The sequence below is a fragment of the Streptomyces sp. NPDC028331 genome (assembly GCF_055565775.1).
Genome location: NZ_JBVHTR010000005.1, coordinates 134,948 through 157,239, shown reverse-complemented (window position 1 = coordinate 157,239; position 22,292 = coordinate 134,948). Strand labels below are relative to the sequence as shown.

19 protein-coding genes and 1 pseudogene are annotated in these 22,292 nt (G+C 70.7%); 16 read left to right on the top strand and 4 right to left on the bottom strand.

Features of this window, described 5'->3' with window-relative positions:
* Positions 1–41: 41 nt before the first annotated feature.
* Positions 42–608 (top strand): HIT family protein, encoded by a 567-nt coding sequence (locus ACZ4SW_RS08690; protein ID WP_468239744.1) that lies wholly within the window; start codon positions 42–44, stop codon positions 606–608.
* 127 nt (positions 609–735) lie between these two features.
* Here the strand turns inward: ACZ4SW_RS08690 and ACZ4SW_RS08685 are convergent, their stop codons facing one another.
* Both ACZ4SW_RS08685 and ACZ4SW_RS08680 read right to left on the bottom strand, forming a co-directional pair.
* Positions 736–2,394 (bottom strand): hypothetical protein, encoded by a 1,659-nt coding sequence (locus ACZ4SW_RS08685; protein WP_468239742.1) that lies wholly within the window; start codon positions 2,392–2,394, stop codon positions 736–738.
* Positions 2,395–2,587: 193 nt separating this feature from the next.
* On the bottom strand, positions 2,588–4,786 hold the full coding sequence (locus ACZ4SW_RS08680) for an elongation factor G-like protein EF-G2 (protein WP_468239739.1): 2,199 nt from the start codon (positions 4,784–4,786) through the stop codon (positions 2,588–2,590).
* A 250-nt stretch (positions 4,787–5,036) separates the two neighbouring features.
* Between ACZ4SW_RS08680 and pgsA the strand changes: the two are divergent.
* The 7 genes and pseudogenes from pgsA to ACZ4SW_RS08645 all read left to right on the top strand — a co-directional run bounded on the left by pgsA (position 5,037) and on the right by ACZ4SW_RS08645 (position 11,093).
* Positions 5,037–5,779 (top strand): annotated as a pseudogene (gene pgsA / locus ACZ4SW_RS08675) (phosphatidylinositol phosphate synthase).
* A gap of 28 nt (positions 5,780–5,807) precedes the next feature.
* Entirely contained in the window at positions 5,808–6,731 is a 924-nt protein-coding gene (locus tag ACZ4SW_RS08670; protein ID WP_468239736.1) for a phosphatidylinositol mannoside acyltransferase, read from the top strand.
* Positions 6,728–7,936 (top strand): glycosyltransferase family 4 protein, encoded by a 1,209-nt coding sequence (locus ACZ4SW_RS08665; RefSeq protein WP_468239734.1) that lies wholly within the window; start codon positions 6,728–6,730, stop codon positions 7,934–7,936. The genes ACZ4SW_RS08670 and ACZ4SW_RS08665 overlap by 4 nt, the downstream gene beginning before the upstream one ends.
* Before the next feature lie 79 nt (positions 7,937–8,015).
* On the top strand, positions 8,016–8,561 hold the full coding sequence (locus tag ACZ4SW_RS08660) for a LemA family protein (RefSeq protein ID WP_468239731.1): 546 nt from the start codon (positions 8,016–8,018) through the stop codon (positions 8,559–8,561).
* Positions 8,562–8,705: 144 nt separating this feature from the next.
* Complete coding sequence (pdxS, locus tag ACZ4SW_RS08655) at positions 8,706–9,617, top strand: pyridoxal 5'-phosphate synthase lyase subunit PdxS (protein WP_468239729.1); 912 nt, start codon at positions 8,706–8,708, stop codon at positions 9,615–9,617.
* Between the two features lie 36 nt (positions 9,618–9,653).
* Positions 9,654–10,259 (top strand): pyridoxal 5'-phosphate synthase glutaminase subunit PdxT, encoded by a 606-nt coding sequence (gene pdxT, locus ACZ4SW_RS08650; RefSeq protein ID WP_468239727.1) that lies wholly within the window; start codon positions 9,654–9,656, stop codon positions 10,257–10,259.
* An 81-nt stretch (positions 10,260–10,340) separates the two neighbouring features.
* Positions 10,341–11,093, top strand: coding sequence for a YebC/PmpR family DNA-binding transcriptional regulator (locus tag ACZ4SW_RS08645; protein WP_468239724.1), 753 nt, complete (start codon positions 10,341–10,343; stop codon positions 11,091–11,093).
* A 61-nt stretch (positions 11,094–11,154) separates the two neighbouring features.
* Here the strand turns inward: ACZ4SW_RS08645 and ACZ4SW_RS08640 are convergent, their stop codons facing one another.
* Positions 11,155–11,466, bottom strand: coding sequence for a hypothetical protein (locus ACZ4SW_RS08640; protein WP_468239721.1), 312 nt, complete (start codon positions 11,464–11,466; stop codon positions 11,155–11,157).
* A gap of 311 nt (positions 11,467–11,777) precedes the next feature.
* Between ACZ4SW_RS08640 and ruvC the strand changes: the two genes are divergently transcribed.
* The 8 genes from ruvC (at position 11,778) to ACZ4SW_RS08600 (ending at position 20,951) form a co-directional block, all read left to right on the top strand.
* Complete coding sequence (gene ruvC, locus ACZ4SW_RS08635) at positions 11,778–12,320, top strand: crossover junction endodeoxyribonuclease RuvC (protein ID WP_468239719.1); 543 nt, start codon at positions 11,778–11,780, stop codon at positions 12,318–12,320.
* Positions 12,317–12,922, top strand: coding sequence for a Holliday junction branch migration protein RuvA (ruvA, locus tag ACZ4SW_RS08630; RefSeq protein ID WP_468239716.1), 606 nt, complete (start codon positions 12,317–12,319; stop codon positions 12,920–12,922). Before ruvC ends, ruvA begins: the two co-directional genes overlap by 4 nt.
* Before the next feature lie 15 nt (positions 12,923–12,937).
* On the top strand, positions 12,938–14,008 hold the full coding sequence (gene ruvB / locus ACZ4SW_RS08625; protein WP_468239714.1) for a Holliday junction branch migration DNA helicase RuvB: 1,071 nt from the start codon (positions 12,938–12,940) through the stop codon (positions 14,006–14,008).
* 165 nt (positions 14,009–14,173) lie between these two features.
* The gene (gene yajC, locus ACZ4SW_RS08620; RefSeq protein WP_468239711.1) at positions 14,174–14,668 is read left to right on the top strand and encodes a preprotein translocase subunit YajC; all 495 of its coding nucleotides are present in this window, start codon (positions 14,174–14,176) and stop codon (positions 14,666–14,668) included.
* A 135-nt stretch (positions 14,669–14,803) separates the two neighbouring features.
* A complete protein-coding gene (gene secD, locus ACZ4SW_RS08615) occupies positions 14,804–16,567 on the top strand; it encodes a protein translocase subunit SecD (protein WP_468239708.1) in 1,764 nt (587 codons plus the stop codon).
* Between the two features lie 3 nt (positions 16,568–16,570).
* Positions 16,571–17,683 carry a protein translocase subunit SecF gene (secF, locus tag ACZ4SW_RS08610; protein ID WP_468239705.1) on the top strand — a complete coding sequence of 371 codons (1,113 nt, stop codon included), beginning with the start codon at positions 16,571–16,573 and terminating at the stop codon, positions 17,681–17,683.
* The gene (locus ACZ4SW_RS08605) at positions 17,680–18,228 is read left to right on the top strand and encodes an adenine phosphoribosyltransferase (protein ID WP_468239702.1); all 549 of its coding nucleotides are present in this window, start codon (positions 17,680–17,682) and stop codon (positions 18,226–18,228) included. The genes secF and ACZ4SW_RS08605 overlap by 4 nt, the downstream gene beginning before the upstream one ends.
* A 206-nt stretch (positions 18,229–18,434) precedes the next feature.
* Positions 18,435–20,951 (top strand): RelA/SpoT family protein, encoded by a 2,517-nt coding sequence (locus tag ACZ4SW_RS08600; RefSeq protein ID WP_468239700.1) that lies wholly within the window; start codon positions 18,435–18,437, stop codon positions 20,949–20,951.
* 73 nt (positions 20,952–21,024) lie between these two features.
* Here ACZ4SW_RS08600 and ACZ4SW_RS08595 read toward each other — a convergent pair whose 3' ends face one another.
* Entirely contained in the window at positions 21,025–22,254 is a 1,230-nt protein-coding gene (locus ACZ4SW_RS08595; RefSeq protein WP_468239697.1) for a DUF349 domain-containing protein, read from the bottom strand.
* Positions 22,255–22,292: the final 38 nt, after the last annotated feature.

The following is a 22,292-nucleotide window of genomic DNA, read 5'->3' as shown; positions in this document are numbered from 1 at the left end:
GCGATCCGGGGGCCTTTGCCCTGCCCAGGCGAAGACGCCATATGCTGCACCTCATGACGAGTGAGCCGGAGCAGCAGATCGGAGTGGGGACGCAGGACGCGTTCCAGCGCCTGTGGACGCCCCACCGGATGGCCTACATCCAGGGCGAGAACAAGCCCACCGGTCCGGGGGCCGACGACGGCTGTCCGTTCTGCTCCATCCCGGCCAAGTCGGACGAGGACGGGCTGATCGTCAGGCGGGGCGAGCAGGTGTACGCCGTGCTCAACCTGTACCCGTACAACGGCGGCCATCTGATGGTCGTCCCCTACCGCCATGTCGCCGACTACACCGACCTCACGGAGGCGGAGACCGCGGAACTCGCCGAGCTGACCAAGCAGGCGATGACCGCCCTGCGCACGGCCTCAGGCGCGCACGGCTTCAACATCGGGATGAACCAGGGCTCGGTCGCCGGCGCGGGTATCGCCGCCCACCTGCACCAGCACATCGTGCCGCGCTGGGGCGGCGACACGAACTTCATGCCGGTGGTCGGCCACACGAAGGTACTGCCGCAGCTCCTGGCGGACACCCGGAAGATGCTGTCGGAGGCGTGGCCCACGGAAGCCGCATAGCCGCGGGCGGCCCTCAGCCCCTCATGGGGTACAGGGCGAGGCCGCTCAGGCCGCACGCGGGTGCGGGGCGGCGGCCCCCAGCGCGGCCGCTGTGGCCTGAGCGGCACCTGCCGGACCGCCGGAGGCACTACGCGTCGTAGACGTCCGCCTTCCTGGGCGTGGGATCCTGCACCTGCGTGCTGAGGAACGCCGACCTCGTCCCGAACTTCTCCACGTCCACCCCGTTGTCCTTCAGGACCCGGATCGCCGCCGCGTGCACCACCCGCAGCACCGGCGTGGCAGCGCGTATCGCGTCGTCGGCCATGAAGCGATGACGCCACGGCTGGTCCGCCCAGGCGTGCCGCAGACCGAACGGCTCCGGCAGGGTCAGCGAACCGCCGAGCCAGTTGAGGAGCGGCGGATACCAGGTGAGCGGGGCCCGCGCGGCGAGCCGTACCACCTCGTCGGCGTCGACCAGCGGGAGCTTCACCTTGCGGGTCTCCCAGAACTTGACCGCCTTCGCGACCTCCTTCTCCTTCACCGCGGGCTTCGTGGTGAACAGCGCGTGGACCGGGCCCAGTGCATGTCCGGTGACCTCGATACGCAGGGTGTCGTGCAGCACCGTCACCGTGATGAGCATGGTGATGATCAACTGCCCGTCCCACAGCGTCCACTGGACCCCGAGGTAGTGCCGGTCGCCGCTGCCGAACTGCTGCTTGTTGCAGATGTCCTGTATGGCGTGCGTCTTGATCGTGTACGCGTCCACGTCGGTGCCGGTCGGCCGCGACACCTCCGTCGCCTTCTCCCCGATCGGTGTGACGATCCAGTGCGTTATGGACGGCTTCGGAAAGCCGCCGGTGTTGATGGAGGTCCGCTCCAGCATCGCCAGGTCGCCCTGGATCGCGGTGATGACGTCCCAGCTCCGGAAGGGGTGGAAGTCCTTCCCCGGCTCCGCGGAGACCAGGTCCTCGGCAAGCTGCCAGCTGCCCCAGCGCGTGCCCATGCCGAGGATGCCCTTGGGGCCGGCGTAGAAGACCGAGTTGGACCGCTGCTCGGCGCTCAGCCGGCTGAGCTCCTTGCGGAGCTGCTCGGCCGCGTCGCCGGGGTGCCCGGGAACCGCCTCGGGGATCTTGGCGCCCAGGCCGCCGCCGGCCAGCAGACTGTCCCAGCGCTCGCGCAGGTCCTGCGCCGTGCGCTCGCAGATCTGCTTGGCCCAGAACCAGCCGACGACCGGCATGACCACCGCCGCGCGTGCGTACCACCCCCAGAAGCCCGAGAACGGCATGCGGATCATGAAGATCACGGCGAGGGCGCCGACGGCGACCAGAAGGGTCGTGGCGAGCGCACCGGCCCGCTTGTCCGCCCGCCTGCCGACGGTCGTCCGGATCTGGAAGACCAGCAGCCACACGAGGAATCCCGGCAGGAACAGCACCCCGCACAGGACCGTGACCGCCGCCAGCCGGTTGTCGCGTTCCCGGCGGATGCGGTGGGCCGCCAGGCAGTGCTCCACGACGACCTGGGGCTCGGTGCCGAAGGACTGGATCAGGGGCTTGCGCTCGGCGCCCAGCATGCGGTCGATCACCGCCCGGGAGTAGGCCTCACCGAGCTTGGGACGGAATATCCTCGCCCACGGACGCGGCGCCTTGACGGTCGACTGGTGCCACTCGTTGTCGGCCTCGAGGATCTTCGTGACCTCGTCGTCCTCCCGGTACGCCGCCGAGGCCAGGGCATAGGTCGCCGCCGTCTGGCCCGCGGAACCCGAAAGGGGCACCTGCGCCCCGGGGCTGAAATCGAATCCGTCCGTCACTGCCGCCCCCTCGCCGCCGAACCCGCTCCTGCGGCCTTCCCGACTTCCTTGCTCCGCACACCTGTTGAACAGGCCATGGTGCTGATCGTGTGCCGAATTGATCAGGACATCAGCGTATCCGCAGGCACCGACATGCAGGGGCGGACGGCCGAAAGCCGTCCGCCCACGCATGGTGAGGGGAACAAGGGTTCACCTACGAGGCCTGCTGAGCCTCTTGGCGGATCCTGTTCGCGAGCTGCGCCGGCATCGGCTCGTGCCGCGCGTAGGAGCGGCTGAAGCGCGCGGTGCCGTGCGAGAGGGAGCGCAGGTCGACCGCGTACCGGCCGATCTCGATCTCCGGGACCTCGGCCCGTACGAGGGTCCGTCCGCCGGCCGTCTGCTCGGTGCCCAGCAGCCGGCCGCGTCGCGCGGACAGGTCGCTCATCACGGCGCCCACGTAGTCGTCGCCGACCAGCACCGACACCTCGGCGACCGGCTCCAGCAGGTGGATCGTGGCGTCGGCCGCCGCCTCGCGCAACGCCAGGGCGCCCGCCGTCTGGAAGGCGGCGTCCGAGGAGTCCACGGAGTGGGCCTTGCCGTCGAGCAGCGTGACCCGGACGTCGATCAGGGGATAGCCGGCGGCCACACCCTTGGCCGCCTGGGCGCGCACGCCCTTCTCGACGGACGGGATGAACTGCCGGGGCACCGCCCCGCCGACCACCTTGTCCACGAACTCGATGCCGGAGCCGCCCGGCAGCGGTTCGACCTCGATCTCGCAGATCGCGTACTGGCCGTGCCCGCCGGACTGCTTCACATGACGTCCGCGGCCCGCCGACCTGCCCGCGAACGTCTCCCGCAGCGACACCCTGTGCGGGACCACGTCGACCTGGACGCCGTACCGGCTGCGCAGCCGCTCCAGGGCGACGTCCGCGTGCGCCTCGCCCAGGCACCACAGCACCACCTGGTGGGTGTCCTGGTTCTGCTCCAGGCGCATGGTCGGGTCCTCGGCGACCAGCCGGGCCAGGCCCTGGCTGAGCTTGTCCTCGTCCGCCTTGCTGTGCGCCTGGATGGCGAGCGGCAGCAGCGGGTCGGGCATCTGCCAGGGCTCCATCAGCAGCGGGTCGTCCTTGGCCGAGAGGGTGTCCCCGGTCTCGGCACGGCCGAGCTTGGCCACGCACACCAGGTCGCCGGCGACGGCGTGCGTGACCGGGCGCTGCTGCTTGCCGAAGGGGATGGACAGGGCGCCGATCTTCTCGTCGACGTCGTGGTCCTCGTGGCCCCGGTCGGCCAGTCCGTGTCCGGAGACGTGCACCGTCTGATCGGGGCGCAGGGTGCCGGAGAAGACGCGGACCAGTGAGATGCGGCCGACGTAGGGGTCGGAGGAGGTCTTGACGACCTCGGCCACCAGCGGGCCCTCGGTGTCGCAGGCCTTCAGCTCGCGCGGCTTGCCGTCGATGGTGGTGACCCCCGGCATCGGGTGCTCGAACGGGGTCGGGAACCCGCCGGTGACCAGCTCCAGCAGCTCGACCGTGCCGAGGCCCTGCTTGGCGCCCTCGGCCGCGGGGGCGGCGGCCAGGACGGGGAAGAAGCTGCCGCGCGCCACGGCCCGCTCCAGGTCCTCGATCAGCGTCTTGACGTCGACCTGCTCACCGCCGAGGTAGCGGTCCATGAGGGTCTCGTCCTCGCTCTCGGCGATGATGCCCTCGATCAGCCGATTACGGGCCTCCTCGATCCCCGGTAGCTGGTCCTCGCCCGGCTCGGACTCCTTGCGCTCACCGGTCGAGTAGTCGAACAGCTTCTGCGTGAGCAGCCCGATCAGGCCGGTCACGGGCGCGTGCCCGTCGGGTCCCTGCGGGCCGTGCAGCGGCAGGTACAGCGGCAGGACGGCGTCGGGGTCGTCCCCGCCGAACGCCTCCGCGCAGCGGCGCGTCATCTCCTCGAAGTCGGCCCGGGCCGCCTCCAGGTGCGTGATCACGATGGCGCGCGGCATACCGACGGCCGCGCACTCCTCCCACACCATGCGGGTCGAGCCGTCCACCCCGTCCGAGGCCGAGACGACGAAAAGGGCCGCGTCCGCGGCGCGCAGACCGGCCCGGAGCTCCCCGACGAAGTCGGCGTATCCCGGAGTGTCCAGCAAATTGATCTTGATCCCGTTCCATTCGACGGGAACCAGCGAGAGCTGCACCGAGCGCTGCTGGCGGTGCTCGATCTCGTCGTAGTCGGAGACGGTGCCGCCGTCCTCCACACGGCCCGCCCGGTTCACCGCTCCCGCCGTCAGTGCGAGAGCCTCCACCAGAGTCGTCTTGCCCGATCCGCTGTGGCCGACCAGCACCACATTCCGTACGGACGCGGGGTGGTCGGCCGCCGCTGCCCTGCCGGCGGCTCCGGGGTGTACGTTCGCCTTGTCGCCCATGGCCTTGCCTCCCGTGCACGGTGAGGTCACTTGGGCGCGGACATGTGGACCCGCGTGCGAGGCGGCTCCGGTGACGCCCGCGGTTCTTTCGAGCTTTGCACTCGCGTCACAATGCGTCCATACGAAGGACGTGATCCCGTCGCGCGACCGTGCTCCGCCCGGCGCGATCGCGCCGTGACCCCGGCGCCATCAGGCCGTGACGAAGGGCTGCGGGTGCCCGGCCGACGCGTGCACGCGCGCGTGGCTACGATTGGGCGCGCCGGTGGCCAGCAGGGGCCGCGCGGCCCACCGACCGTCGGGAAGGCCATGCTGAACAAGTACGCGCGTGCTTTCTTCACGCGTGTTCTCACACCGTTCGCCGCGTTTCTGATCCGCCGGGGCGTCAGCCCCGACACGGTCACGCTGATCGGCACCGCGGGCGTGATCGCGGGCGCACTGGTCTTCTACCCCCGGGGGGAGTTCTTCTGGGGCACGGTCGTCATCACCCTGTTCGTCTTCTCGGACCTCGTCGACGGCAACATGGCCCGCCAGCTGGGCCGCTCCAGCCGCTGGGGCGCGTTCCTGGACTCCACGCTCGACCGGGTCGCCGACGGCGCGATCTTCGGCGGCTTCGCCCTGTGGTACGCGGGCAACGGCGACGACAACGTCCTGTGCGCGGTGTCGATCTTCTGTCTGGCCAGCGGCCAGGTGGTGTCGTACACCAAGGCCCGCGGCGAGTCGATCGGCCTGCCGGTCGCGGTCAACGGCCTCGTGGAGCGCGCCGAACGCCTGGTGATCTCGCTGGTCGCGGCCGGTTTCGCCGGTCTGCACAAGTTCGGAGTGCCCGGTATCCAGTGGCTGCTGCCGATCGCACTGTGGATCGTCGCCGTCGGCAGCCTGGTCACGCTGATCCAGCGGGTCGTCACCGTGCGCCGGGAATCCGCCGAGGCGGACGCGGCCGCGGCCGCGCACGACGGCGAGAGCGCCTCGCACGGCAGCGAGGCGGCCAAGTGACCGGCGGCACGAGGAGTGGGGCGGCGGCATGACCAGTCTCCGGGAACGGCTCTCTGACGGGCTCTACGGCCTCGGCTGGAGCACGGTCAAGACGCTGCCCGAACCCGTCGCCACCCGGCTCGGCCGCACCATCGCCGACCTCGCCTGGAAAAAGCGCGGCAAGGGCGTGCAACGGCTCGAGAGGAACTACGCGCGCGTGGTGCCCGACGCGGGCCCGGAGCGGCTCGCCGAGCTGACCCGGGCGGGCATGCGGTCGTACCTGCGCTACTGGATGGAGTCGTTCCGGCTGCCCGCATGGGGGACGGAGCGCATAACGCGTGGCTTCGACCCCAAGGACCTGCACTTCCTCACCGACGGACTGGCCGCGGGCAAGGGCGTGATCCTCGCCCTGCCGCACCTGGCCAACTGGGACCTGGCGGGCGCCTGGGTCACCACCGAGCTGCGCACGCCGTTCACGACGGTGGCCGAGCGGCTCAAGCCTGAGACGCTCTACGACCGGTTCGTCGCCTACCGCGAGGGTCTCGGCATGGAGGTGCTGCCGCACAGCGGCGGCTCCGCGTTCGGCACCCTGGCCCGGCGGCTGCGCGACGGCGGACTCGTCTGCCTGGTGGCCGACCGCGACCTGTCCGCCTCGGGCGTCGAGGTCACCTTCTTCGGCGAGACGGCGCGGATGCCGGCGGGACCGGCGCTGCTCGCCCAGCAGACCGGCGCGCTGCTGCTGCCGGTGACCCTCTGGTACGACGACTCGCCCGTCATGCAGGGGCGCGTGCATCCCCCGATCGAGGTACCCCAGTCAGGCAGCCGGGCCGAGAAGACGTCTGTCATGACACAGGCGCTGGCCGACGCCTTCGCCACGGGGATCGCCGAGCATCCGGAGGACTGGCACATGCTGCAGCGTTTGTGGCTCGCCGACCTGGACCCGAGCAAGGACCCCCAGAAGGGGACGCCGTGAGGATCGGCATCGTCTGCCCGTACTCCTGGGACGTGCCGGGCGGCGTCCAGTTCCACATCCGCGATCTGGCCGAGTACTTCATCCGCCTCGGGCACGAGGTGTCCGTCCTTGCCCCCGCGGACGACGACACCCCGCTGCCGCCGTACGTCGTCTCGGCGGGCCGCGCGGTCCCGGTGCCGTACAACGGCTCGGTGGCACGCCTGAACTTCGGGTTCCTGAGCGCCGCGCGTGTGCGACGCTGGCTGCACGACGGCCGGTTCGACGTGATCCACATCCACGAGCCGACCTCGCCGTCGCTGGGCCTGCTGGCCTGCTGGGCGGCGCAGGGCCCGATCGTGGCGACCTTCCACACCTCGAACCCGCGCTCCCGCGCCATGATCGCCGCGTACTCGATCCTCCAGGCGGCCCTGGAGAAGATCAGCGCACGGATCGCCGTGAGCGAGTACGCGCGGCGCACCCTGGTCGAACACCTGGGCGGCGACGCGGTGGTCATTCCGAACGGCGTGGACGTCGAGTTCTTCGAGAAGGCCGAGCCCAGGCCCGAGTGGCAGTCGGAAGAGGCGCGAAGCCCCGCCGAGGGCCGTGGTGGGACAGGGGCGGGCGGCACGATCGGCTTCATAGGGCGCATCGACGAGCCGCGCAAGGGACTCCCCGTCCTCATGAAGGCCCTGCCGAAGATCCTCGCCGCGCGCCCGCAGGCGCGGCTGCTGGTGGCAGGCCGCGGCGACGAGGAGGAAGCGGTCGAGACGCTCCCCGCCGACCTGCGCTCGCACGTGGAGTTCCTCGGCATGGTCAGCGACGAGGACAAGGCCCGCCTGCTGCGCAGCGTCGACCTGTACGTGGCCCCCAACACCGGCGGCGAGAGCTTCGGGATCATCCTGGTCGAGGCGATGTCGGCGGGCGCACCCGTGCTCGCCTCCGACCTGGACGCCTTCGCCCAGGTCCTGGACCAGGGAGCGGCCGGCGAGCTGTTCGCCAACGAGGACGCCGACGCCCTCGCCGACGCCGCGGTACGCCTGCTGGCCGACCCGGACCGCCGCGCCGAACTCCGGGCCCGGGGAAGCGCCCATGTACGGCGTTTCGACTGGTCGACGGTCGGTGCGGACATCCTGTCGGTCTACGAGACGGTGACCGCGGGCGCGGCAGCGGTGGCGGCGGACGAGCGGACGGGGCTGCGGGCGCGATGGGGCCTGGCGCGGGACTGAGCCGCGGCCGCCGGGCCCGCCGTTCGGCGGGTCGGAGGGAGCCGGGGGAGCCGCCGGCGCGGGCCGATAGCCTTCGCCCGTGACCGCAACCCTCATCTGGATCCTTGTCGCCCTCGTCGCGATCGGCCTCTACCTGAGCTGGACCGCGGGGCGGCTCGACCGGCTGCACTCCCGGATCGACGCGGCGCGCGCCGCGCTCGACGCGCAGTTGCTGCGGCGGGCCTCGGTCGCTCAGGAACTGGCCACCTCCGGGGTGCTCGACCCGGCCGCCTCGATCGTCCTGTACGAGGCCGCGCACGCCGCCCGGCAGGCCGAGGAGGAGCAGCGTGAAGTCGCCGAGAGCGAGCTCAGTCAGGCGCTGCGGGCCGTCTTCGCGGAGGCGCAGCAGGTCGAGGCGGTGCGCGAGGCGCCCGGCGGGGAGGCCGCCGCACGGGAGCTGACCGAGGCGGTACGCCGGGTGCCGATGGCCCGCCGCTTCCACAACGACGCCGTACGCGCCGCGCGCGCCCTGCGCCGGCACCGCAAGGTGCGGTGGTTCCGCCTGGCCGGCCACGCCCCGTTCCCCCTGGCCTTCGAGATGGACGACGAGCCCCCGGCGGCGCTGACGGACCGGTCGGCGGCCTGAGCCTGCGGGACGCGGCCGTGCTCTCGTTTCACGCCACGGCGCAAAACGATCCACCGGCTTCCCATTGGCCCTTGCAGTGGCCTGCACCCGTCCCGTTTCCTCGGTCCAGCAGAAATCCGTCTTTTTCCGAGTGAGGTCGAACCCGTGTCCAGCGAGCTCTCCACCCCCCAGACCCCCGAGACCGGCACCGCCCGCGTCAAGCGCGGCATGGCCGAGCAGCTCAAGGGCGGCGTGATCATGGACGTCGTCACGCCGGAGCAGGCGAAGATCGCCGAGGACGCGGGCGCCGTCGCCGTCATGGCGCTGGAGCGGGTCCCCGCCGACATCCGCAAGGACGGCGGGGTGGCCCGCATGTCCGACCCGGACATGATCGAGGGCATCATCGACGCCGTCTCCATCCCGGTCATGGCCAAGTCCCGGATCGGCCACTTCGTCGAGGCGCAGGTCCTGCAGTCCCTCGGCGTCGACTACATCGACGAGTCCGAGGTGCTGACCCCGGCCGACGAGGTCAACCACTCCGACAAGTGGGCCTTCACCACCCCCTTCGTCTGCGGCGCCACCAACCTCGGTGAGGCCCTGCGCCGCATCGCCGAGGGCGCCGCGATGATCCGCTCCAAGGGCGAGGCCGGTACCGGCAACGTCGTCGAGGCCGTGCGCCACCTGCGCCAGATCAAGGGCGACATCGCCCGTCTGCGCGGCCTGGACAACCACGAGCTGTACGCCGCCGCCAAGGAGCTGCGCGCCCCCTACGAGCTGGTCCGGGAGGTCGCCGAGCTGGGCAAGCTCCCGGTCGTGCTGTTCTCCGCCGGTGGCGTGGCCACCCCCGCCGACGCCGCGCTGATGCGCCAGCTCGGCGCCGAGGGCGTCTTCGTCGGCTCCGGGATCTTCAAGTCCGGCGACCCGGCCAAGCGCGCCGCCGCCATCGTGAAGGCCACCACCTTCTACGACGACCCCAAGATCATCGCGGACGCGTCGCGCAACCTCGGCGAGGCCATGGTCGGCATCAACTGCGACACCCTCCCCGAGAGCGAGCGCTACGCCACCCGCGGCTGGTGAGCACCGCAGGAACAGCACGAGGACTGCACGAAGCACATGACTGACGCACCCGTCATAGGCGTCCTGGCACTCCAGGGCGACGTACGGGAGCACCTCATCGCCCTGGCCGCGGCCGACGCCGTGGCCAGGCCGGTGCGGCGCCCCGAAGAGCTCGCCGAGGTCGACGGCCTCGTCCTCCCCGGCGGAGAGTCCACCACCATCTCCAAGCTGGCCATCCTCTTCGGAGTGATGGACCCCCTCCGCGCGCGCGTGCGCGCCGGCATGCCCGTCTACGGCACCTGCGCGGGCATGATCATGCTCGCCGACAAGATCCTCGACCCTCGCTCCGGCCAGGAGACCGTCGGCGGCATCGACATGATCGTGCGCCGCAACGCCTTCGGCCGCCAGAACGAGTCCTTCGAGGCCGCCGTCGACGTCAAGGGGATCGAGGGCGATCCTGTAGAGGGCGTCTTCATCCGCGCCCCCTGGGTGGAGTCCGTCGGCGCCGACGCCGAGGTGCTCGCCGAACACGAGGGCCACATCGTCGCCGTACGCCAGGGCAACGCTCTCGCCACGTCGTTCCACCCGGAACTGACCGGCGACCACCGTGTGCACGCCCTGTTCGTCGACATGGTGCGCGCCAACCGGGTACCGGAGTCCTAGTAGGATCTCCGGGGATCCCCGCAGCCGTTAAGGTCTGGGGGAGTTCGTTGCAGGGATGGGTTACGCGAAGGAGACAGGCAGATGTCCGGCCACTCTAAATGGGCCACGACGAAGCACAAGAAGGCCGTGATCGACGCCAAGCGCGGCAAGCTCTTCGCGAAGCTGATCAAGAACATCGAGGTCGCGGCCCGGATGGGCGGCGCGGATGTGGACGGCAACCCGACTCTCTACGACGCCGTTCAGAAGGCCAAGAAGCAGTCGGTCCCGAACAAGAACATCGACTCGGCGATCAAGCGCGGCGCGGGCCTGGAGGCCGGCGGTGCCGACTACGAGACGATCATGTACGAGGGCTACGGTCCGAACGGTGTCGCGGTGCTCATCGAGTGCCTCACCGACAACCGCAACCGCGCCGCCTCCGACGTGCGCGTCGCCATGACCCGCAACGGCGGCTCGATGGCCGACCCGGGCTCCGTCTCGTACCTGTTCAACCGCAAGGGCGTCGTGATCGTGCCCAAGGGCGAGCTGACCGAGGACGACGTCCTGGGCGCCGTGCTCGACGCCGGGGCCGAGGAGGTCAACGACCTGGGCGAGTCCTTCGAGGTGATCAGCGAGGCCACCGACCTGGTCGCGGTCCGCACCGCCCTGCAGGACGCCGGGATCGACTACGACTCCGCCGAGGCCAACTTCGTCCCGACCATGCAGGTCCAGCTGGACGAGGAGGGCGCGAAGAAGATCTTCAAGCTGATCGACGCGCTCGAGGACAGCGACGACGTGCAGAACGTCTTCGCGAACTTCGACGTCAGCGACGACATCATGGAGAAGGTCGGCGCCTGAGCAAGCCGAACGGCCCGCCGAAGAGTCTTCGGCGGGCCGTTCGTCGTTCAGCCGGCGACGGTCAGCCGTCGATCTCCTTGATGTCGCCGGTGTGCTTCAGGTGGCCCTTGCCGTCGGCCGCGACGGTGGCGGCACGCATGTACTCGACCTTGCCGTCCTTCCACCAGATGTTGATCGTCGCCGTGACCTTGCAGGTGTTGTGGAAGTAGACGGTCGTGGTCGAAATGCCGTCGCCGTAGGAGTAGTTGAAGCATCCGCTGTGGCCGGTGTGCACGTCGGCCGCGGTGGCCGTGGCGGCCTGCGCGGGAGCCGCTACGGCCAGACCGGCCAGCAGGGCGGAAGCGGTGACGGCGGCCTTCGCCATGGAGCGCATGGAGCGCATGGTTTCCCCGATTCTCTGGTGATGCGGTCAATCCGAACTTCAGTTCGGTAGTGACCGGAAAAGCCGTGGCTGGTCCGGTCGTTGGGGAAGGTATAAGCGATCAAGTGTGCGAAGCAATCGGGAATCGGGTGCGGATGTCCGGCTTCTGGGGATTTGGTGATCTTGATCGCCCGCACAGCGGTGATCCTTTGCCTGCGCTTTGATCATCCCGTGCGGCGGTGCGTTGTCGGTGCCGCCCGATAGCCTGGCGCGACAGCAGAACACGAAGAGTGAGCCGACACGGAGGGGGGCGACGGAGCGAGGTGCGCGTACTCGGTGTGGACCCTGGACTGACGCGGTGCGGTGTGGGTGTGGTCGAGGGCGTCGCGGGCCGACCGCTGACCATGCTCGGCGTCGGCGTCGTCCGCACGCCCGTGGACGCCGACCTCGGCCACCGCCTCGTCGCCGTGGAGCAGGGCATCGAGCAGTGGCTGGATGAGCACCGGCCCGAGTTCGTCGCCGTCGAGCGCGTCTTCAGCCAGCACAACGTGCGGACGGTGATGGGCACCGCCCAGGCCAGCGCCGTCGCGATGCTGTGCGCGGCCCGCCGCGGCATCCCCGTCGCCCTGCACACGCCCAGCGAGGTCAAGGCCGCGGTCACCGGCACGGGGCGCGCCGACAAGGCCCAGGTCGGCGCGATGGTCACCCGGCTGCTGCGGCTGGACGCGCCGCCCAAGCCCGCCGACGCCGCCGACGCCCTCGCCCTCGCCATCTGCCACATCTGGCGGGCGCCCGCCCAGAACCGACTCCAGCAGGCCGTGGCCCTGCACACGGCGAAGCACATGACGAAAGGCCGTACCGCATGATCGCCTTCGTGAGCGGCCCGGTCGCCGCCCTCGCCCCGGACTCCGCCGTGGTCGAGGTGGGCGGCATCGGCATCGCCGTCCAGTGCACCCCGAACACCCTCTCCGGGCTCCGGCTCGGCGAGCGGGCCAAGCTGGCGACGTCCCTGGTCGTCCGCGAGGACTCGCTGACCCTGTACGGCTTCGCGGACGACGACGAGCGCCAGGTCTTCGAGCTGCTGCAGACCGCGAGCGGTGTCGGCCCGCGCCTGGCGCAGTCGATGCTGGCGGTGCACTCGCCGGACGCCCTGCGCCGCGCCGTGGCGACCGGGGACGAGAAGGCGCTCACCGCCGTCCCCGGCATCGGCAAGAAGGGCGCCCAGAAGCTGCTCCTGGAGCTGCGGGACCGCCTCGGCGAGCCGGTCGGCGCGCCCGCGGCCGCCGCCCCGGCCGCCTCGGGCTGGCGCGACCAGTTGCACGCCGCCCTGGTCGGTCTGGGGTACGCGAACCGGGAGGCCGAGGAGGCGGTCGCCGCGGTCGCGCCGCAGGCCGAGGCCGCCGGGGGCACGCCCCAGGTGGGCGCCCTCCTCAAGGCGGCCCTGCAGACCCTGAACCGAGCCCGCTGAGCCAGGAGACGCCAAGTGAACTGGGACGACACGACCGACACCTCCGCCCCCGAGCGGCTGGTGGGCTCTGTCGCCGACCGTGAGGACCAGGCCGTCGAGGCCGCCCTGCGCCCCAAGGACCTCGGCGAGTTCATCGGCCAGGAGAAGGTCCGGGAACAGCTCGACCTGGTGCTGCGCGCGGCACGCGCGCGGGGCGCCACCGCCGACCACGTCCTCCTGTCCGGCGCGCCCGGTCTCGGCAAGACGACCCTGTCGATGATCATCGCGGCCGAGATGGGCGCGCCCATCCGCATCACCAGCGGCCCCGCCATCCAGCACGCCGGCGACCTCGCCGCGATCCTGTCGTCCCTGCAGGAGGGCGAGGTCCTCTTCCTCGACGAGATCCACCGCATGTCGAGGCCCGCCGAGGAGATGCTCTACATGGCGATGGAGGACTTCCGCGTCGACGTGATCGTCGGCAAGGGCCCCGGCGCCACCGCGATCCCCCTGGAGCTGCCGCCGTTCACGCTGGTCGGAGCCACCACGCGCGCGGGGCTGCTGCCGCCCCCGCTGCGTGACCGCTTCGGCTTCACCGCGCACATGGAGTTCTACGAGCCGACCGAGCTGGAGCGCGTCATCCACCGCTCGGCGGGCCTGCTCGACGTCGAGATCGATCCCGAGGGTGCCGCGGAGATCGCCGGACGGTCTCGCGGCACACCCCGTATCGCCAACCGGCTGCTGCGCCGGGTTCGGGACTATGCCCAGGTCAAGGCCGACGGGTTCATCACCCGTGAGATCGCGGCGGCGGCCCTCGCCGTCTACGAGGTCGACGCGCGCGGCCTCGACCGCCTCGACCGGGCCGTCCTCGAAGCACTGCTGAAGCTGTTCGGCGGCGGCCCCGTCGGCCTGTCCACGCTCGCCGTCGCCGTGGGGGAGGAGCGCGAGACGGTGGAGGAGGTCGCCGAGCCCTTCCTGGTCAGGGAGGGCCTGCTCGCCCGCACTCCGCGCGGACGGGTGGCGACGCCGGCGGCCTGGGCGCACCTCGGGCTGGCCGCACCCCGCGGCGCGACCGGGGGAACCGGACAACAGGACCTGTTCGGGGCCTGACGGCGCGGGACTCGCACCGGCAGGAACCCGGGTGCCATGCTGGGCGTTGTTCCTTGCGTGCGGACTCGCTTAGACTCCGCCGATGCCGCCCTCGCGGGCGGCGCCCACCACACCCCCATCCACCAGGCCGCCGATCCAGCGGTCGTGCGAAGGAAATTCCGTCCCGTGAATATCGTGACCCTCCTCCCGTTCATCGTGCTCATCGGGGCCATGTTCCTGATGACCCGCTCGGCCAAGCGCAAGCAGCAGCAGGCCGCGGACATGCGGAACCAGATGCAGCCCGGCAGTGGCGTCCGCACCATTGGGGGGATGTACGCGACGGTCAAGGAGGTCAACGAGGACACGGTCCTCCTTGACGCCGGTCCGGGTGTGGAGCTGCTCTTCGCCAAGAACGCGATCGGCTCGGTCCTGTCCGACGACGAGTACAACCGCATCGTCCACGGCATCGAGCACGACCTGAAGGCCGACGGCGCCGTCGTGCCGGACGACGCCTCCTCCCTCACCGAGACCGACGAGACCGACGAGACCGCCGCCGACGCCTCTTCGGGCCCTTCCGACGACAAGGTCGACCTCGGCAAGAAGGACGCGGACGCCGAGACCGACGCCAAGGCCGACGAAGCAGAGCCGAAGAAGACCGACGGCGAGTCCGACGCGAAGTGACCGCACCCCGGCCAGGACGCGCGATCGGCGCGTCCCGGTACGGGCTGTGCGGTTTTCGCGCGGAATCCCGACACAATGGCATGGCCGCCCGTGCGCTGACCCCGCGCGCGGCGGCTCGAGAGGGAGTACGAGAAGGTGGCAGCACCGAAGAAGGGCCGAAGCGCGAGCGCCCAGGGCAAGCCGGGGCGCTCGCTGGCCCTCATTCTCATCGCCATCGCGGCGCTCACCGGCGGGATGTTCGCCTCGGGACATGACACCCCCCGCCTCGGTATCGACCTCGCCGGCGGCACCAGCATCACGCTGACGGCGGTCAACCAGCCGGGCCAGCCCAATGCGATCAACAAGGCCAACATGGACACCGCGGTCGACATCATGAACCGCCGTGTCAACGGTCTGGGCGTGTCGGAGACGGAGGTCCAGACACAGGGCGATCGCAACATCATCGTCAACATCCCGCGGGGCACGAACTCCAAGGAGGCCCAGGAGCAGGTCGGCACCACCGCCAAGCTGTACTTCCGCCCGGTGCTGCAGCGCGAGGCCTCCGGCGCCACCGGCCAGGCCAGCCCGAGCCCCGGTTCCAGCAAGGGCGGCACCCCCTCGCCGAGCGCGTCGAACACCACGGGCAAGCAGAAGGCGACCGGCTCCGGCACCCCGTCGGTTTCCGCCACCACGCAGGGCCGCCCTGTCACCGACGGACTCAAGGCGAGCTCCCCGACGCCCTCCGCGACCGGGTCGGCGTCCCCCAAGGCCTCGACCACGCCCGCGCCGTCGGCGAGCGGCGGCTCCGCCGACCTCCAGGCCCGCTACGCGGCCCTCGACTGCAGCAAGCCCACCGAGCAGGCGACCGCCGGCAAGGGCGCCAAGCCCGGTGAGCCCACCGTCGCCTGCGGCAAGGACGGCAAGGTCTGGAGCAAGTTCCTGCTCGGCCCGGTCGCGGTCGACGGCACGGAGGTCAAGAAGGCCCAAGCCGTCTACGACACGCAGGGCGCCTCCGGCTGGCAGGTCCAGATGACCTTCAACTCCAGCGGCTCCAAGAAGTTCGCCGACGTCACCGGCCAGCTCGCGCAGAAGACCACCCCGCAGAACGAGTTCGCGATCGTCCTGGACGACCAGGTGGTCTCCCATCCGTACGTCCAGACGGCCATCACGGGCGGCAACGCGGAGATCTCCGGCAGCTTCACCCAGCAGGACGCCCAGAGCCTGGCCAACATGCTGTCGTACGGCGCGCTCCCGCTCTCCTTCAAGGAGTCCAGCGTCACCACGGTGACCGCGGCTCTCGGCGGTGAGCAGCTGCAGGCCGGACTCATCGCCGGCGCCATCGGTCTCGCCCTGGTCGTGATCTACCTGGTCGTCTACTACCGCGGCCTGTCGGTCATCGCGGTCGCGTCCCTCCTGGTCTCCGCGACCCTCACCTACGTGATCATGGCGCTGCTCGGCCCGACGATCCACTTCGCGCTGAACCTGCCGGCCGTGTGCGGTGCCATCGTCGCGATCGGCATCACCGCGGACTCGTTCATCGTGTACTTCGAGCGCATCCGGGACGAGATCCGCGAAGGCCGCTCCCTGCGCCCCGCCGTCGAGCGGGCCTGGCCGCGCGCCCGGCGGACCATCCTGGTCTCCGACTTCGTGTCGTTCCTCGCCGCCGCCGTGCTGTTCATCGTGACCGTCGGCAAGGTGCAGGGCTTCGCGTTCACGCTCGGCCTGACCACCGTGCTCGACGTGGTCGTCGTCTTCTTCTTCACCAAGCCGCTGATGACCCTGCTCGCTCGCCGCAAGTTCTTCGCGAACGGCCACAAGTGGTCCGGTCTCGACCCGAAGAGCCTGGGTGCCAAGCCGCCTCTGCGCCGCACCCGCCGTCCCGCCGGTCCCGCCGGCTCTGTCGACCCGAAGGAGGCGTGAGTCATGTCGAAACTCGGCAACCTCGGCGCTCGACTGCACCGCGGCGAGATCAGCTACGACTTCGTCGGCAAGCGCAAGATCTGGTACGGCGTCTCCGTCCTGATCACCATCACGGCCATCCTCGGCCTGGCGGTGCGCGGCCTGAACATGGGCATCGAGTTCCAGGGCGGAGCGGTCTTCACCACCCCGAAGACCGGCGTCTCGGTGACCCAGGCCGAGCACTATGCCGAGCAGGCCTCCGGCCATGACGCCGTGGTGCAGAAGCTCGGCACCGGCGCCCTGCGCATCCAGATCGCCGGGATCGACACCGGCAAGTCCGACCAGATCAAGGACACCCTGGCCAAGGACCTGAGCGTCCCCTCGGAGCAGATCAACGCCGACCTGGTCGGCCCGAGCTGGGGCGAGCAGATCGCCAACAAGGCCTGGGAGGGCCTGGCGATCTTCATGGTGCTGGTCGTGATCTACCTGGCGATCGCGTTCGAGTGGCGCATGGCCGTCGCGGCCCTCGTGGCGCTGATCCACGACATCACCATCACCACCGGTATCTACGCCCTCGTCGGCTTCGAGGTCACGCCCGGCACCGTGATCGGTCTGCTGACGATCCTCGGTTACTCGCTCTACGACACGGTCGTCGTCTTCGACAGCCTCAAGGAGCAGACCAAGGACATCACCAAGCAGACCCGCTTCACGTACAGCGACATCGCCAACCGGTCGATCAACGGCACCCTGGTCCGGTCCATCAACACCACCGTGGTCGCCCTGCTGCCGGTCGCGGGCCTGCTCTTCATCGGCGGCGGCTTCCTCGGCGCCGGCACGCTGAACGACATCTCGCTGTCGCTGTTCGTCGGCCTCGCGGCCGGTGCGTACTCCTCGATCTTCATCGCCACGCCGCTCGTCGCCGACCTCAAGGAGCGCGAGCCGCAGATGAAGGCCCTCAAGCGCCGCGTCCTCGCCAAGCGCGCGCAGGCCGCCGAGGCGGAGCCCGCCGGAGCGACGGCCGAGGACGACTCCCACGCCGAAGAGCCGCAGGACGCCGCAGCGGCGGTCGTCGGCCAGCGCAGCCAGCCCGCGTCCCGCAACCGCGGTCGCGGCCGACCCTCCGGAAAGCGCCGATGACCGAGACGACCGACATACAAGGGCTGCTGCTCAGCCGCATCCGCGATGTGCCGGACTACCCGGAGCCGGGGGTGATGTTCAAGGACATCACCCCGCTGCTCGCGGACCCCGCGGCGTTCACCGCGCTCACCGACGCGCTGGCGGAGCTGACCGTGCGGCACGGCGCGACGAAGATCCTCGGCCTGGAGGCGCGCGGGTTCATCCTCGGCGCCCCCGTCGCCGTCCGCGCGGGCGTCGGCTTCGTCCCCGTACGCAAGGCGGGCAAGTTGCCGGGAGCCACCCTGCGGCAGGCGTACGACCTGGAGTACGGCTCCGCGGAGATCGAGGTGCACGCCGAGGACCTGTCGGCGTCCGACCGGGTGATGGTCGTCGACGACGTCCTCGCCACCGGCGGCACCGCCGAGGCCTCGCTGCAGCTCGTCCGCAGGGCGGGCGCGGAGGTCGCGGGCGTCTCGGTCCTCATGGAACTGGGATTCCTGGGCGGCCGTGCCCGGCTGGAACCGGCCCTGGCCGGCGCCCCGCTGGAGGCCCTGCTCCAGGTCTGAGTTCCACGCCGTACACCCCTGTTCAACGGCCTGTTGGGCCGCAGGACACCGTGAGGCGGGCCCCGGAGGAATCCCGGGCCCGCCTCGTGCGTTTCTCCTATACCGGGCCGTCCCAGCGGCCTGAGGGCGAGCCCGGAGCCCGGGATCGCTACCATGGGTGCTCCGGAGCCTGACCGGGGGACCCGGATCGCGCACGAGGAGCCCTCTTGCCAGACGAGGCCCAGCCACTGACCGCCGCCAAGCCCGACCCCGCGTCGAAGGCCGCGGCCACCCCCGCGCGCAGCGCGAAGAACGCCCCGCACGGGTCGGTGGAGCACGCCCAGTCCGCGCCCGTCGAGCAGGCGGCCGAGCAGCCGCGTCCCAAGCCGGCCCCTCCCGAGCGCACCCCGGCCGTCCGCGCGACACAGCCTCCGCCCGGCCGCACCGGCTCCTCCAACCGCGTCCGCGCCCGCCTCGCCCGGCTCGGCGTGCAGCGCGCCAACCCGTACAACCCGGTCCTGGAACCGCTGCTGCGGATAGTGCGCAGCAACGACCCGAAGATCGAGAACTCGACACTGCGCCAGATCGAGCGCGCCTACCAGGTCGCCGAGCGCTGGCACCGCGGCCAGAAGCGCAAGAGCGGCGACCCGTACATCACGCATCCGCTCGCGGTGACCACCATCCTCGCCGAGCTCGGCATGGACCCGGCCACCCTGATGGCGGGCCTGCTGCACGACACGGTGGAGGACACCGAGTACGGCCTGGACCAGCTCCGCCGCGACTTCGGCGACACCGTCGCCCTGCTCGTGGACGGCGTCACCAAGCTGGACAAGGTCAAGTTCGGCGAGGCCGCGCAGGCCGAGACCGTGCGCAAGATGGTCGTCGCCATGGCCAAGGACCCGCGCGTCCTGGTCATCAAGCTCGCCGACCGCCTGCACAACATGCGCACCATGCGCTACCTCAAGCGGGAGAAGCAGGAGAAGAAGGCGCGCGAGACCCTCGAGATCTACGCGCCGCTCGCCCACCGCCTGGGCATGAACACCATCAAGTGGGAGCTGGAGGACCTCGCCTTCGCGATCCTCTACCCCAAGATGTACGACGAGATCGTCCGCCTGGTCGCCGAACGCGCCCCCAAGCGCGACGAGTACCTCGCCGTGGTGACCGACGAGGTCCAGGCCGACCTGCGCGCCGCCCGCATCAAGGCGACCGTCACCGGCCGCCCCAAGCACTACTACAGCGTCTACCAGAAGATGATCGTCCGCGGCCGTGACTTCGCGGAGATCTACGACCTGGTGGGCATCCGCGTCCTCGTCGACACGGTCCGCGACTGCTATGCGGCGCTGGGCACGGTGCACGCGCGATGGAACCCGGTTCCGGGCCGGTTCAAGGACTACATCGCGATGCCCAAGTTCAACATGTACCAGTCGCTGCACACGACGGTCATCGGGCCCAACGGCAAGCCGGTCGAACTGCAGATCCGCACGTTCGACATGCACCGCCGCGCCGAGTACGGCATCGCCGCGCACTGGAAGTACAAGCAGGAGGCCGTCGCCGGCGCCTCCAAGGTCCGTACGGACACGCCGCGTTCGAGCGCCAAGGACAAGGACGCCATCAACGACATGGCGTGGCTGCGGCAGTTGCTGGACTGGCAGAAGGAGACCGAGGACCCGAGCGAGTTCCTGGAGTCCCTGCGCTTCGACCTGTCCCGCAACGAGGTCTTCGTCTTCACCCCCAAGGGCGACGTGATAGCGCTGCCGGCCGGCGCCACCCCCGTGGACTTCGCCTACGCCGTCCACACGGAGGTCGGCCACCGGACGATAGGAGCGCGGGTCAACGGCCGGCTGGTCCCGCTGGAGTCCACTCTCGACAACGGCGACCTGGTGGAGGTCTTCACCTCCAAGGCACCCGGCGCGGGCCCCTCCCGCGACTGGCTCGGCTTCGTGAAGTCGCCGCGTGCCCGCAACAAGATCCGGGCGTGGTTCTCCAAGGAGCGGCGCGACGAGGCGATCGAGCAGGGCAAGGAGGCGATCGCGCGGGCGATGCGCAAGCAGAACCTGCCGATCCAGCGCATCCTGACCGGCGACTCGCTGGTCACTCTCGCCCACGAGATGCGGTACCCGGACATCTCGTCCCTGTACGCGGCGATCGGCGAGGGCCATGTCGCGGCCCAGAACGTGGTGCAGAAGCTGGTGCAGGCGCTCGGCGGCGAGGAGGCGGCCACCGAGGAGATCGACGAGGCCGTTCCGCCGTCGCGGGGCCGTGGCCGCAAGCGGCGCGCCAGCAGCGATCCCGGTGTGGTCGTCAAGGGCGTCGAGGACGTCTGGGTCAAACTGGCCCGCTGCTGTACGCCCGTTCCCGGCGACCCGATCATCGGCTTCGTCACCCGCGGTAACGGCGTATCGGTTCACCGCAGCGACTGCGTCAACGTGGAGTCACTGTCGCGTGAGCCGGAGCGCATCCTGGACGTGGAGTGGGCGCCCACCCAGTCCTCCGTCTTCCTGGTCGCCATCCAGGTGGAGGCCCTCGACCGCTCGCGGCTGCTCTCGGACGTCACCCGGGTTCTGTCCGACCAGCACGTCAACATCCTCTCGGCGGCCGTCCAGACGTCCCGCGACCGCGTCGCCACCTCCCGCTTCACCTTCGAGATGGGCGACCCGAAACACCTGGGCCACGTCCTGAAGGCGGTACGGGGCGTGGAGGGCGTCTACGACGTCTACCGCGTCACCTCAGCCCGCCGGCCGTAACCGGACGCACCACAGCACACGAAAGGGGCTCCCGTACCGACGTACGGGAGCCCCTTTCGGTTTCAGTCGGCCGTCAGCCGCCGAACTCCTGCAGGCCCTTCAGCGCCTGGTCCAGGAGCGCCTGGCGGCCCTCCAGCTCCTTCTCCAGCTTGTCGGCCTTGGCGGTGTTGCCCGCCGCCCGGGCCTGCTCGATCTGGCCTCGCAGCTTGTCCACGGCCGCCTGCAGCTGGCCGGTCAGGCCCTCCGCACGCGCCCGCGCCTCCGGGTTCGTACGCCGCCACTCGGCCTCCTCGGCCTCCTGGATGGCCCGGTCGACCGCGTGCATCCGGCCCTCGACCCGCGCCCGTGCGTCCCGCGGCACGTGCCCGATGGCCTCCCAGCGCTCGTTGATCGAGCGGAAGGCGGCCCGGGCGGACTTCAGGTCCGTGACCGGCAGCAGCTTCTCCGCCTCCTCGGCCAGCTCCTCCTTCAGCTTGAGGTTCTCGGCCTGCTCGGCGTCCCGCTCCGCGAAGACCGAACTGCGCGCGGCGAAGAACACGTCCTGGGCGCCGCGGAACCGGTTCCACAGGTCGTCCTCGTGCTCCCGCTGCGCACGGCCGGCGGCCTTCCACTCGGCCATCAGCTCGCGGTAGCGCGCCGCCGTCGGCCCCCAGTCCGTCGAGCCCGACAGCGCCTCGGCCTCGGCGACCAGCCTCTCCTTGGTCTTGCGGGCCTCCTCGCGCTGCGCGTCGAGCTGCGCGAAGTGCGCCTTGCGACGCTTGGAGAACGCCGACCGCGCGTGGGAGAAGCGGTGCCACAGTTCGTCGTCCGACTTCCGGTCGAGCCGCGGCAGCCCCTTCCAGGTATCCACCAGCGCCCGCAGCCGCTCACCGGCCGCCCGCCACTGGTCGGACTGCGCGAGCTGCTCCGCCTCGGCGACCAGCGCCTCCTTGGCGTGGCGGGCCTCGTCGGACTGGCGGGCCCGCTGCGCCTTGCGCTCCTCACGGCGCGCCTCGACGATCTCCACGAGCTTGTCCAGGCGGGCGCGCAGCGCGTCCAGGTCGCCGACCGCGTGATGGGCGTCCACCTGCTCGCGCAGGTGGTCGATGGCGGCCATGGCGTCCTTGGCCGACAGGTCGGTGGTGCGCACTCGCTTCTCGAGGAGGCCGATCTCGACCACCAGGCCCTCGTACTTGCGCTCGAAGTAGGCCAGCGCCTCCTCGGGGGAGCCGGCCTGCCAGGAACCGACGACCTTCTCGCCATCGGCCGTCCGCACGTACACGGTCCCCGTCTCGTCGACGCGGCCCCACGGGTCGCTGCTCACAGCGCCTCCTCCACATGATGCCTGCGAGGAGCCTCAGC

What these genes read in the sequence shown, in the direction of transcription:
- ACZ4SW_RS08690 (WP_468239744.1), top strand. Translation starts at nt 42, where the DNA reads ATGCTGCACCTCATGACGAGTGAGCCGGAGCAGCAGATCGGAGTGGGG.
- ACZ4SW_RS08680 (WP_468239739.1), bottom strand. Translation starts at nt 4,786, where the DNA reads ATGGGCGACAAGGCGAACGTACACCCCGGAGCCGCCGGCAGGGCAGCG.
- ACZ4SW_RS08670 (WP_468239736.1), top strand. Translation starts at nt 5,808, where the DNA reads ATGACCAGTCTCCGGGAACGGCTCTCTGACGGGCTCTACGGCCTCGGC.
- pdxT (WP_468239727.1), top strand. Translation starts at nt 9,654, where the DNA reads ATGACTGACGCACCCGTCATAGGCGTCCTGGCACTCCAGGGCGACGTA.
- ACZ4SW_RS08645 (WP_468239724.1), top strand. Translation starts at nt 10,341, where the DNA reads ATGTCCGGCCACTCTAAATGGGCCACGACGAAGCACAAGAAGGCCGTG.
- ACZ4SW_RS08640 (WP_468239721.1), bottom strand. Translation starts at nt 11,466, where the DNA reads ATGCGCTCCATGGCGAAGGCCGCCGTCACCGCTTCCGCCCTGCTGGCC.
- ruvA (WP_468239716.1), top strand. Translation starts at nt 12,317, where the DNA reads ATGATCGCCTTCGTGAGCGGCCCGGTCGCCGCCCTCGCCCCGGACTCC.
- secF (WP_468239705.1), top strand. Translation starts at nt 16,571, where the DNA reads ATGTCGAAACTCGGCAACCTCGGCGCTCGACTGCACCGCGGCGAGATC.
- ACZ4SW_RS08605 (WP_468239702.1), top strand. Translation starts at nt 17,680, where the DNA reads ATGACCGAGACGACCGACATACAAGGGCTGCTGCTCAGCCGCATCCGC.